The organism is Pseudomonas sp. F220, from assembly GCF_057813935.1.
This window is the reverse complement of the sequence record NZ_JBVASJ010000067.1, coordinates 1-12,399: the sequence shown is the minus strand read 5'-3', so window position 1 is coordinate 12,399 and position 12,399 is coordinate 1. Positions and strand designations below refer to the sequence as shown.

The 12,399-nt window shown below is 59.7% G+C and carries 10 protein-coding genes and 1 pseudogene; 3 read left to right on the top strand and 8 right to left on the bottom strand.

Annotation, left to right across the window (positions count from 1 at the left end; translation table 11 throughout):
- Positions 1 to 353: 353 nt before the first annotated feature.
- The 3 genes from ACZYSM_RS28400 (at position 354) to ACZYSM_RS28390 (ending at position 1,755) form a co-directional block, all read left to right on the top strand.
- Positions 354 to 683: a hypothetical protein gene (locus tag ACZYSM_RS28400; protein ID WP_489076887.1), complete on the top strand. Its 330-nt coding sequence runs from the start codon at positions 354 to 356 to the stop codon at positions 681 to 683.
- Between the two features lie 9 nt (positions 684 to 692).
- A complete protein-coding gene (locus ACZYSM_RS28395) occupies positions 693 to 818 on the top strand; it encodes a hypothetical protein (RefSeq protein WP_489076885.1) in 126 nt (41 codons plus the stop codon).
- Between the two features lie 61 nt (positions 819 to 879).
- Complete coding sequence (locus tag ACZYSM_RS28390; protein WP_489076883.1) at positions 880 to 1,755, top strand: DNA/RNA non-specific endonuclease; 876 nt, start codon at positions 880 to 882, stop codon at positions 1,753 to 1,755.
- 117 nt (positions 1,756 to 1,872) lie between these two features.
- On the opposite strand, the pseudogene ACZYSM_RS28385 reads toward ACZYSM_RS28390, so the two are convergent.
- The 8 genes and pseudogenes from ACZYSM_RS28385 to kdpF form a co-directional block, all read right to left on the bottom strand.
- Positions 1,873 to 2,058 (bottom strand): annotated as a pseudogene (locus ACZYSM_RS28385) (hypothetical protein); the annotation flags it as partial.
- Between the two features lies 1 nt (position 2,059).
- The gene (locus tag ACZYSM_RS28380) at positions 2,060 to 3,736 is read right to left on the bottom strand and encodes an MFS transporter (RefSeq protein ID WP_489076881.1); all 1,677 of its coding nucleotides are present in this window, start codon (positions 3,734 to 3,736) and stop codon (positions 2,060 to 2,062) included.
- 262 nt (positions 3,737 to 3,998) lie between these two features.
- On the bottom strand, positions 3,999 to 4,688 hold the full coding sequence (locus tag ACZYSM_RS28375) for a response regulator (protein ID WP_489076879.1): 690 nt from the start codon (positions 4,686 to 4,688) through the stop codon (positions 3,999 to 4,001).
- Positions 4,685 to 7,384: a two-component system sensor histidine kinase KdpD gene (kdpD, locus tag ACZYSM_RS28370; RefSeq protein ID WP_489076877.1), complete on the bottom strand. Its 2,700-nt coding sequence runs from the start codon at positions 7,382 to 7,384 to the stop codon at positions 4,685 to 4,687. Before kdpD ends, ACZYSM_RS28375 begins: the two co-directional genes overlap by 4 nt.
- A gap of 26 nt (positions 7,385 to 7,410) precedes the next feature.
- The gene (gene kdpC / locus ACZYSM_RS28365) at positions 7,411 to 7,983 is read right to left on the bottom strand and encodes a potassium-transporting ATPase subunit KdpC (RefSeq protein ID WP_489076875.1); all 573 of its coding nucleotides are present in this window, start codon (positions 7,981 to 7,983) and stop codon (positions 7,411 to 7,413) included.
- A gap of 12 nt (positions 7,984 to 7,995) precedes the next feature.
- Complete coding sequence (gene kdpB, locus ACZYSM_RS28360) at positions 7,996 to 10,074, bottom strand: potassium-transporting ATPase subunit KdpB (RefSeq protein WP_489076873.1); 2,079 nt, start codon at positions 10,072 to 10,074, stop codon at positions 7,996 to 7,998.
- Between the two features lie 10 nt (positions 10,075 to 10,084).
- Entirely contained in the window at positions 10,085 to 11,857 is a 1,773-nt protein-coding gene (kdpA, locus tag ACZYSM_RS28355; protein ID WP_489076871.1) for a potassium-transporting ATPase subunit KdpA, read from the bottom strand.
- Complete coding sequence (gene kdpF / locus ACZYSM_RS28350) at positions 11,854 to 11,946, bottom strand: K(+)-transporting ATPase subunit F (protein WP_489076869.1); 93 nt, start codon at positions 11,944 to 11,946, stop codon at positions 11,854 to 11,856. The genes kdpA and kdpF overlap by 4 nt, the downstream gene beginning before the upstream one ends.
- Positions 11,947 to 12,399 lie beyond the last annotated feature (453 nt).

Sequence of the window (12,399 nt, the reverse complement as noted above, 5' to 3'; positions counted from 1 at the left end):
CCGGTGTATTCGAGTTCGGAGAAGGTCTTCTGCACGCGCGTAACGCTCACGGAGAGGGTGGTTGGTTGAAGGTACTCAGTGTGCCAAGGGTGGGGACGGTTGGCTATTTTTGCAGCGTCTCCCTAGCCGCACATTTTATGTACATCAATAAGTGCATTGAAGTCCGTGCTTCGGACGTAGCCGTTTCCTGATAAATGATGCATTCGGCCCTGTAGCGGCTACTGTCTTGATCGATCGCAGTCGAGTATCACTGAGCAAATCCGGTAAACCGGATAGAAGGCATTTTGCTGGCCCCGGAGCCTGAAAATTATCGTCAAAATCACTTTGTTTTCAGTCGGTTAGGCAGAATGTAAATGCGCAATGTAATGATCGTGCTGATCTCGTTTGCCCTGGCGAGCGTTGCAGTCTGTGTCCAGGCCAAAGAGTTGATGTCGAATGATCGGTTTATGTGCAGCTGGGGGGCGGGGACCGCGGCAAGAGCCCAAGAGCTCAAGCTGTCGGGGGTTTCACTGTATGCCGCTCGCCAGAAGATACAGGCTTACAAGTTTAGCAAGGGGTGGATGCGCATGATGGCCATGGGCATTACCGAGCAAACCTACGACAGTAAATCGCGGTTCAAACCCGCTGCCGTCCGGGAGAGCTTTTATGAAGAGTGCGTCAGGTATAAGTTGGCGCGTAAATGACGATGTGGCATGGATGCATTGGCGCGGGTCGAATGGCCCACGCTACGGTTGTTATCAACGACCAGCGTCGGTGGTGTGATCAAGAATATTGAAAACATGCTCGCCGCCGAACAACCAGAAACTGCTTCAACTTAAGTCCCGTGATTCGGGGCTTTGCCGTAAGTATCCCTCTCAATCCAATTCAAAGATTTTAAGCATGAACCTACGCAAAATTGCAGTGGGGCTGTCGGCCCTTGTTTTGTTCTCGACGGGTGCAGCAGAAGCTCGCGACCTGCTGGATTTCATCAAGCTGCCCAGCCAGCATCAGGAGCAAGGGCACCGCTCTGGCTCAATCAGCCAGGGCGTGGCGATTGACCTTTATTCAAGCAAACAGAAACAGGCATCGTTTGATGGGTGTGCAGACCTGTTCCCGGCAGCCAGGCCGATCAACATGGCCAGTGTGCCGGCAACAATGAAGCCCTTGGCCCTGTGTTCCGACAACTTTGCGGTGCTGTACTCGCAAACCAGCAAGACTCCGTTGGTTGTGGTGGAGCGTCTGAATTCAGCCCAGCTGCAGGATGCCAAGGGTGAGGAGCGAACCAATCAGTTCTACCCGGACCCACGCATTCCCAAGAGCGGGCGGGCAGAGTTGAGCGACTACCGTGGCCAACACCCTGCGGTGGATCGTGGCCATCAGTCCCCGGCAGCAGATGCACCGAATCCGAATGCAATGGCCCAATCCTTTGCGCTTTCAAACATGGTTCCGCAAGACCCAACCAATAACCGAAAGATCTGGAGCAAGGTCGAGTCTGATGTCAGAAAGTTCGCGAAGCGAGCCGATGGCAATGTCTTTGTTTTTACCGGCCCGCTCTTTGACGCTGGCCATACCACCATTGGCGACAACAAGGTCTGGGTACCTACCCGCCTGTTCAAGCTGGTCTACGACGCTTCGTCCAAGCGTGCCTGGGCCTATGTGCTTCCCAACGCGGAAACCCGTATTGAGAAGCCCGTGGACTATGAGACTTTCGTGAAGATCACGGGACTCAATCTGCTGGAAAATCTACCGGTCTCGGGTTCGGTGGTTCGCTCTTGATCTTCGAGAGTCCACTTCCCTAACGGGAGTGTTGAATCCCCATGGTCATATCAAGCCCGGCACAGTCCGGGTTTTTTACGGGTGCTGGTGCTTCGCGGGTGAGTTTGGCATTCCGATTCACTCCTCGCCCAGCCTGCCAGCCTCGATGAGGCCACGAGTGCCGCGCGCGCTTCTGTCGACCATTGCGATGATCGTTTCGAAGCGTTCGTCCTGCGCCTGCTTGGGGGTGACTTCTCCGGTTGCGGCGGCATGGGACCGGGCCTCAGCCGCACCGAGCATCGCCCGAAGACCCGCGGGCGCGACCTTATGTGTGATGAATTTCCCGATCCTTGGTTTCCGGCAGGAAGAACGTGCCAAGAATGGCCGTCATCACGGCGATGACGATGGGGTACCACAGCCCGTAGTAGATATCACCCGTTGCCGCGACCATGGCGAACGCCACCGTGGGCAGAAAACCGCCGAACCAGCCATTGCCGATGTGGTAAGGCAGCGACATCGAGGTGTAGCGGATGCGCGCCGGGAAGAGTTCCACCAGCCAGGCGGCGATCGGGCCGTAGACCATGGTCACGTAGATCACCAGGATGGTCAGGAGCAGCACCACCACTGGGTAGTTGGTCTTGGCCGGGTCGGCCTTCTCGGGGTAGCCGGCGTCCTTGAGGGCGGTACCGAGGGTGGCGGTGAAGGCGTCGTTACGGGCCTTGAAGTCGGCGGCCGGCATGCCGGTGCCCTCGAAGCTCTGGATCACCTTGTCGCCGATGCGAACCTGCGCGATCGCACCTGGCTCGGCCTTCTCGTTGATGTAGGGGATGGCCTTCTTCGCCAGCACGGTCTTGGCGAGGTCGCAGGAGCTGGTGAATTTGGCCTTGCCCACCGGGTCGAACTGGAACGAGCACTGGCCGGGTTCGGCGACCACTGTGACCGGGTTCTTCTCCTGCGCGATGAACACGTCGGGGTTTCCGTATTGGGTCAACGCATGGAAGATCGGGAAGTAAGTCAGCGCCGCGAGGATGCAGCCCGCCATGATGATTCCCTTGCGGCCGATTCGGTCGGACAGGCTGCCGAATATGACGAAGAACGGCGTGCCGATCAGCAGGGAGCCGGCAATCAGCAAGTTGGCGGTCTGCGGGTCGATCTTCAGCGTCTGTAGCAGGAAGAACAGCGCATAGAACTGCCCGGTGTACCAGACGACGGCCTGGCCGGCAGTGCCGCCGAGCAGGGCCATGATCACTATCTTGAGGTTGTCCCAGCGGGCGAAGGATTCGGTCAGCGGCGCCTTGGAGGACTTTCCTTCGGCCTTCATCTTCATGAACACCGGTGACTCGCTGAGTTGCAGGCGGATGTACACCGAGACGATCAGCAGCAGGATCGACAGCAGGAAGGGAATCCGCCAGCCCCAGGCCTCGAAGGCTTCGGTACCGAGGACAGTGCGACAGGCGAGGATCACCAGCAGCGAAAGGAACAGGCCGAGGGTCGCGGTGGTCTGGATCCACGAGGTGAAGTAGCCGCGCTTACCTTTAGGTGCATGTTCGGCCACGTAGGTCGCCGCGCCGCCGTACTCGCCGCCCAGGGCCAGGCCTTGCAGCAGGCGCAGGGTGATCAGGATGATCGGTGCCGCCACGCCGATGGTCGCGTAGCCGGGCAGAAAGCCCACCACGGCGGTGGAGGTACCCATGATCACAATGGTGATAAGGAAGGTGTGTTTGCGCCCGATCATGTCACCCAGTCGGCCGAACACGATGGCGCCGAAGGGGCGCACCGCGAAGCCTGCGGCGAACGCGAGCAGCGCGAAGATGAAGGACGTTGTCTCATTGACGCCGGCGAAGAAGTGCTTGGCGATGATCGCGGCGAGGGAGCCGTAAAGGTAGAAGTCGTACCACTCGAATACAGTGCCCAGGGACGAGGCGAAAATGACCTTGCGCTCCTCCTTGGTGATCCCGTGGTGGGGCGCGCTGCCCGTGGTTGTACTGTCGATTACGGCCATGAGTCTTCTCCGTCTTGCTCTTGTAGTAGGCCGGAGCACCTCACCACCATTGCCGCACCCAGGCCCTAGGGCTGATGTCATCAGATTACGAAGCATGGAAACAGGCTGACGGCCTCCCTTGAAGCATAATCACCTTCTCGCAGATATCCACTCGCCATCCCGCTCAAACCCAGGCTGACCAGAGCCTTAAGCCGTAAGGAATGACAGAGTAGCTGTGTATACACCGTGCTTTGAAAGGCTGTTAAGCCCCTCAATCGTATGCTCAAGGAATAAAACGGTAACCCACACCGGTTTCTGTGACGAGGTGTCGTGGCTGGGAAGGATCTACTTCGATTTTTTTACGCAGCCCTCCCATGAACACTCGAAGGTAAGGCGTATCGGTGGTGTGCGAGGGGCCCCATACGGCCTTGAGTAGCTGCAGGTGGGTCAAGACACGGTCCGGATGCGAGCAAAGATGAACCAGCAGGCGGTATTCCAGTGGCGTCAAATGCAAAGGAGCACCGGATCGCTCCACGACGCGTCGATCCAGATCAATCCGGACATCGCCGAAGGCCAGGACCGCGTGGTTCTCGGCATCCTTTACGCGCCGGCGTAAAAGGGCGCGAACCCGGGCGAGCAGTTCTCCGGTGCCGAAGGGTTTCACCAGGTAGTCGTCGGCTCCTGTGTCCAGTGCGAGGATCTTGGCGGATTCCGCGCCACGGGCAGACAACACAATGATTGGCACCTGCGACCAGGTCCGCAGGTCGCGGATCAGGTCAACACCGTCGCCGTCGGGAAGCCCGAGGTCGAGCACGATCAGGTCTGGACGGCGCGTTCCCGCGTCGATGAGGCCGCGTTGAAACGTATCGGCTTCATGAACTTCCAGGCCATCGGCTTGCAGGGCCATCCGTACAAAACGACGGATTTCCTTTTCGTCCTCAATCAGCAGGACACGCAGCACCGGTTCGCTCATGATGGTTCCTCGTCAGTTTCCTGTGCGAAGGGGTCGATGACCGGAGGCTCTTCACGGGGCAGACGCAGCGTGAAGCACGCACCACCTTCCGGGCGGGTGACGCCCAGCATGGTTCCTCCATGAGCCTGGGCAATGGCTCGGCATATGGCCAGGCCCAGTCCGACGCCTGGAATCGAGCTTTCCTTTTTACCGCGTACGAACTTGCTGAAGATCGCTTCCTCGTGACCGTGAGGCAATCCAGGACCTTCATCGGCGACCCACAACTCGATGCTCTCAGGTGTAGCGCTGGCCCCAAGTTTGATCGGCGTGTCGGGCGGCGTGTATTTGACGGCATTTTCGATCAGGTTGATGAGGATGCGCTCAATCAGCACGGCATCGATACGAACCGGTGGTACGTCATCATCCAGTGCAACCTGCACGGGGCGATTTCCCAGGATCGGCTGGATGGCTCTTAACGCGCTGCCCACCACATCTTCTATCGGCTGCCACTGACGGTTCAATACCACCTTGCCGGATTCCAGGCGGGCCATGTCCAGCAGGTTGTTGACCAACGTATTCATGCGCAGCGCGGACTCGCCCACGGCCGTGGCGATCTCGGCGGCATCGCCTGTCAGCGGCGGTTTTGTCAGTTTGAGTGCCTCGGCGAGCCCCACCAATACCGACAGTGGCGTTCGCAGGTCATGGGAGATGGCCGAGAGCAGTGAGTTGCGCAACCGCTCGGACTCCATCTGAACCGTCGTGTCCTGGGCCACATTGACGTAGTGAATCCTTTCGAGCGAGATAGCCAGCAATGACGCACAGGTGTCGAGCAGGCGTCGCTGTTCCGGCACCACCAACCGGGTCGTGTCTCGCGGCTGTACGGCCAATACACCGCGCGCCCGCATCGGGGCTGACAAGGGCAGGTAGAGCGTGGGGCTCGAAGGCAGGGTGTCGGTGCCGTATCCGGCCGGTTCGACTTTATCGAAAGACCACTGGGCAATGGCAGCGTCGACTTGTGGTGCATCCCCCGTGACCATCGGGGCCTGAAGTTTGTTGTTGTCGTCGGCCACCAACAGTGCCGACCTTGCGCCAAACTCGGCGGACAGGAAGCGTGCGCCGATTTCGGCGACCTGCTCGGTCATCAGCGCGGCGGACAACAGGCGCGACATTTCGTACAGCGCCCGCATGCGGTCTTCGCGCCGTTGTGCCACCCGCGCCTGGTAGGTCAGGCCTGCGGTCATTTGCCCGATCACCAGGGCGACAACGAGCATGACGCTGAAGGTCACCAGGTACTGGGCATCGGAAAAGGCGAACGAAAAACGCGGCAACACAAAAAAAAAGTCGAATGCACCTACCGACACAAAGGACGCCAGAACCGCCGGGCCGCGCCCAAAGCGAACGGCGACGGCGACGACGGCCAGCAGGAAAATCATGACGATGTTGGCCTGTTCCAGCACCTGGTACAGGGGCAGGGCCACCAGGGTCGTCACCGCGCAGAGCACCACGCTCCAGATATAGGGCCGCCATATGAACGGGCTTTCGCTTGCTTTGGACGTGCTCTCGGTTTGCGGGCGGCGGCTGGCCGGAAGCGAGACTTGAATCACGTCAAGATCGGCACCCAGCACACCAATCCGATCTGCAAGCACCTTGCGCCAGAGGCGGTGACGCGGACGTTCGTCACGGCCCAGCACGACTTTGGAAAGGTTGTACTGCCGTGCGTACTTGACCAGCGTCTCGGCAATGTCCTGGCCGGCCAGGGTCGAGATCTGCGCGCCCATGTCCTGGGCCAGTTTCAAGGTCGCCAGAACGCGACGGCGCTTTGCCTCGGGCAAGCGCTGCAAGGCTGGGGTTTCGACATACACGGCGTGCCACGGCACGTTGAGCTGAGCGGCCAGGCGCGCAGTCGAACGCACGGTTTTTTCTGCCTGCTCAAAGGGGCCGACGCAGGCGAGCAGAGACTCGCGGGTTCCCCAGACCGGTTTTACCGCGCTGCTTTGGCGGTACTGCAACATCTCGCTGTCGACGCGATCGGCCGTTCGGCGCAGTGCCAATTCGCGCAGGGCGATCAGATTGCCTTTGCGGAAGAAGTTCTGCACCGCCCGCTCGGCCTGCTGCGCCAGATAGACTTTGCCTTCTTTCAAACGTTGCAACAGGTCGTCCGGCGGCAAGTCGACAATGACCACCTCGTCGGCCGTGTCGAAGACATGGTCGGGCACGGTCTCCCAGACCCGAATACCGGTGATGCCGCCGACAATGTCGTTCAGGCTTTCGAGGTGCTGAACATTCATCGTTGACCAGACATCGATACCGGTGCTGAGCAATTCCTCCACGTCCTGCCAGCGCTTGGGATGCCGGGAGCCGATGGCATTGGAGTGAGCCAGTTCGTCGATCAGAATCAAGTCCGGTTTGCGCGCGAGTGCGGCGTCCAGATCGAACTCGGTCAGTGTGCGGTTCTTGTCGACGATTTGCTTGAGGGGGAGTTGATCGAGACCCGATATCAAGGCCTGAGTCTCGGCACGGCCGTGGGTCTCGATCACGCCGATCAATACATCGATATTCTGCTGTTTCGCAGTCTGTGCGGCAGCCAGCATTGCGTAGGTCTTGCCGACACCGGCACTGGCCCCGAAAAAAATTTTCAGCCGGCCGCGTTTGGCTTGCGCCTCTTCTTCGCGGATCTGTGCCAGCAGCTGGTCCGGGTCGGGACGTTGTTCGGCCATCAAGCCCACCGTGTGTGAGTTGGCGCTCAATGCGCAGCGTCGAGTGCCAGGTTCAGCGCCAGTACGTTGACCCGAGGCTCGCCCAGAAACCCGAGCAGCATGCTTTCAGAGTGCTCGGCAATCAGCTCGCGGACCCGTTCGAGGGGCAGGTTGCGCACCCGCGAGACTCGGCCCGCCTGGTACAGGGCGGCAGCGATACTGATATGAGGATCAAGGCCACTGGCCGAACTGTAGACCAGGTCGGCGGGTACCGTGGCGGTGTTTCCCGGATCGGCGGCGCGCAAGGCCTCGATGCGTCCCTTGACCGCGTCGGCCAGCGCCGGGTTCAGCGGCCCCAGGTTCGACCCTCCCGAGGCCAGCGGGTTGTAGGCCATGGGGCTGGTTGCAGACGGACGACTCCAGAAATACCTGGGATCACTGAACCCCTGACCGATCAACAGGGAACCCACGGTTTTGCCGTCTCTTTCGATCAGGCTGCCCGCCGCCTGATAGGGGAAGACCAGCCTGGCGATCCCGGTGGTGAGCAGGGGATAGGCCAGGCCAGTAATCAGCGAGAGTGCAATCAACAGGGTCAATGCGGGACGCAGCAGAGATAACATGACAGTGCTCCCTCAAGTCAGACCGACAGCGGCTAGCGCCATGTCGATCACTTTTATGCCGATAAATGGAACGATCACGCCGCCCAGCCCGTAGATCAACAGATTGCGACGTAGCAGCATGGCCGCGCCGACCGGGCGGTACTTCACGCCTTTGAGCGCCAAGGGAATCAGGAAAATGATAATCAGCGCATTGAAAATCACCGCCGACAGCACCGCTGAGTTCGGGCTCGTGAGGCCCATGATGTTGAGTGCCGCGAGCTGCGGATACGTGCTGACGAAGGCCGCTGGTACGATCGCGAAATACTTGGCGATGTCGTTGGCAATCGAGAAGGTGGTCAGCGAACCACGGGTCATCAGCATCTGTTTGCCCGTCTCCACAACCTCAATCAGCTTGGTCGGGTTGCTGTCCAGGTCCACCATGTTGCCGGCTTCCTTGGCAGCCTGCGTCCCCGAGTTCATCGCCACGGCGACGTCTGCCTGAGCCAGCGCCGGAGCGTCGTTGGTGCCGTCACCGGTCATGGCCACCAGCCTACCTTCGGCCTGGTAACTGCGGATCAGCTGCAACTTGTCTTCGGGTGTCGCTTCAGCCAGAAAGTCGTCGACACCGGCCTCGGCGGCGATGGCGGCGGCGGTGACCCGGTTATCGCCGGTCACCATCACCGTCTTGATCCCCATGCGGCGCAACTCGACGAAGCGCTCCTTGATACCGCCCTTGACGATGTCCTTGAGTTCGATGACGCCCAGCACCCTGGCCCCATCGGCGACCACCAGCGGCGTACTGCCTCGGCGCGCCACTTCCTCGATGGTGTTCTGCACTGTTTCCGGAAAGCTGCCGCCCAGACTTTGGACATGCTTGAGGATCGCCTCACCGGCGCCCTTGCGCAGTTGCCGGTCGCCCATATTGACGCCGCTCATGCGCGTCTGCGCCGAAAAGTGCACGAAGTGGGCATGGAGCGCAGTGATATCGCGTTCGCGCAAATTGAATCGCTGTTTGGCCAATACGACGATACTGCGTCCCTCGGGGGTTTCGTCGGCCAGGGAGGCCAGTTGCGCCACATCCGCCAGTTCCGCCTCCTTGATGCCTGGAGCCGGTAAAAAAGTGGAGGCGTGACGGTTACCGAGCGTGATGGTCCCGGTCTTGTCGAGCAGCAGAACATCCACATCACCAGCCGCTTCCACGGCTCGGCCGGAAGTAGCGATTACGTTGGCTTCCATCATGCGGCTCATGCCCGCCACACCGACTGCCGACAGCAGCCCGGCAATGGTCGTAGGAATGAGGCATACCAGTAGTGAGATGAGGACGGTAATTGAGACCGGCGATCCGGACTTCGCCACCGCGACCCCAAACAGGGAAAAGGGCAGGAGCGTCACCGTGACGCCCAGGAACACGATCGTCAGCGCGACCAGCAGGATCGACAGTGCGATTTCATTCGGCGTTTTTTGTCTTTTGGCGTTCTCGACCATCGCGATCATGCGGTCGACGAAGGTTTCGCCAGGGTTGGTGGTCACGCGGATGACGATCCAGTCCGACAGGACGCGTGTGCCGCCGGTCACGGCAGAGAAATCGCCGCCACACTCGCGGATCACCGGGGCTGATTCGCCCGTAATGGCGGACTCATCCACCGAGGCAGCGCCTTCGATCACCTCGCCATCGGCGGGTATCACCGAGTCTGCGAGGTCACCGGCTTCAACCACCACCACGTCGCCTTTGCACAAGTCGCTCGACTGAGCCAGTTGCCACTCGGCGCCGTAGTGAGGCTCGCGCAGTTTCTTGGCCCAGGTTTGCTTTTTCAGGTCCCGCAGGGAGGCCGCCTGGGCCTTGCTGCGGCCTTCAGCCAGCGCTTCGGCAAAGTTGGCGAAGAGCACGGTGAACCAAAGCCACAAGGCAATCGAGAGGATAAACCCGGTGCTGGCCTCGCCCTTGCCGCTGAGGGCTTGTACCCACAGGCCGGTGGTGATGATCGCGCCGATGTAAACGACGAACATCACTGGATTGCGCCACTGGATTCTGGGGCTGAGTTTGCGCATCGACTCGACCATGGCAGGTCTTATCAGTTTCGGGTCGAACAAGGAGAACGTTTTACGTGTCATGTGCCTGATCTCACTTGAACAGCATGAGGTGTTCGACGACGGGGCCCAGTGCGAGCGCCGGAACATAGTTCAGCAAACCGACCAGCAACACCGTGCCGATCAACAGCACAACGAATAGCATCCCGTGGGTGGGCATCGTGCCGCCGGTCACCGCCAGGCGTTTCTTGGCCGCAAGGCTACCGGCGACCGCGAGCACCGGTACGATCACGCCGAACCGGCCAAACCAGCTGACGATCGCCAGCATGGTGTTGTAGAAGGGGGTGTTGGCCGACAGACCGGCGAAGGCGCTGCCGTTGTTGTTGGCCGCCGAGGTGAAGGCGTAGAGAATTTCCGAAAAACCATGGGCGCCGGGGTTGGCGATTCCCAGCCTGCCGGCCTCGGCCATGACGGCGATGGCAGTCCCGAACAGCACCAGCAGCGGCGTCACCAGGATGGCAATGGCGACCATCTTCATCTCGTAGGCTTCGATCTTCTTGCCCAGATATTCAGGGGTACGGCCGATCATCAGCCCGGCGATAAACACCGCAAGGATGGCGAACACCAACATGCCGTACAGGCCGGAGCCGGTGCCGCCGAACACCACTTCACCCAGTTGCATCAGCACCAGCGGTACTGCGCCGCCCAGTGGGGTAAACGAGTCGTGCATCGCGTTGACCGCACCGCATGAAGCTGCTGTCGTCACGGCCGCGAACAGACTTGATGCGCTGATGCCGAAGCGCAATTCCTTGCCCTCCATGTTTCCCGCCGCCGTATCGATGCCCAGCGCTGAAAAATGCGGATTACCCAGTTGTTCGTAATGGGTGACGGCAACCACCGCGATCACGAAGATGATCGTCATCGTCGCCAGCAGCGCCCAGCCTTGTCGTATGTCGCCAACGACGTGGCCGAACACGAAACACAGCGCGGTCGGGATCAGGAAGATCGCGATCAACTGAAAGAAGTTCGTGAGCGCTGTCGGGTTCTCGTAGGGGTGTGCCGAGTTGGCATTGAAGAAACCACCACCATTGGTGCCGAGCATCTTGATTGCTTCTTGCGAGGCCACCGGTCCCATCGCGATGGTTTGCTTGTCGGTGCTACTGGCCACGGTCACCGGATTGCCCTGGGCATCAAGGGTCGGCAGGCCGGCGGCATTGAGCACCGGGGCCTGGTACTGCATGACCTCCAGCGTCGTGACTTCTTTATAGGGGGCAAGATTCTGGATCGCACCTTGGCTGACAAAGAACAGCGCAAAGATCAGCGACAGCGGCAGCAGGACCCACAGGGTTACGCGGGTGAGGTCCGTCCAGGCGTTGCCGATGCTGTCCACGCTGTGGCGTGCGAACCCTCGGATCAGCGCAATCGCCACCACAATGCCGGTGGCGGCAGACAGAAAATTCTGCACCGTCAACGCGAGCATCTGGGTCAGGTAACTCATCGTCGACTCACCGCTGTAGCCTTGCCAGTCGGTGTTGGTGACAAAACTGGCGGCGGTATTGAACGACGAGTCGGGCGTGATGGCAGCAAACCCTTGCGGGTTCAACGGCAGGAAACCTTGCAACCGTTGCAAGGCATACACCGCCAACAACCCCAACGCGTTAAACAGGATCAGCGCGACGGCGTACTGAAGCCAGCCCATCTGCGCTTCAGGCTTGACACCGGCCAGGCGATACAGCGGCGACTCGATGCGTGAACCGAAGGCAAATCGGCCCTCCATCACGGTGGTCAGCCAGCGCCCAAGGGGCCAGGCCAGAATGCCCAACGCCAGCAGAAAGGCCCCAAGCAGGACCCACGCTTGAATAGTCACAGGAAGTCCTCCGGAAACAGCAACGCGGCGACCAGATAAACCAGCAAGCCGGCCGCTATCAGGCTGCCGAAAAGATAGAAACCGGTCATGACCGTCTCCTGTTAAGCGCCGCACAGCCGCGCGCCATGCCGACCAGGCTGATGAAAAACAGTGCACCGAGTACCAAAAAAATGAAGTCCATGGCATTTCCTCCAGCAATGAGGAAAGCCTAGTTTCCGCTCCAGTAAGTTGTTGAAAGGATTGAGTACAAAAAAATAAAGATCTTATAAAGAGGCCATTCAGTTAGTGCGACAAGACCGAATGCAGGCCATCGGATCTATTGCGCCAGCGAATTTTTCGTGTCATTTGCTTGGCTGTAGAAGGCCCACGCAGCTCACTGACCCACTACATCCGTAGCAACTAGGTGCGCACTAGCGTCCTGTCTCTTAAATAAGTTTCTAGCCTGAGCTATGCTTCTGTGGTCAGTCAGTACTTGGAGTGATCACATGAACTCTCAGGACATCGTGCTCAGTGAAGACGAACAAATTGAACTGAGTCGACGC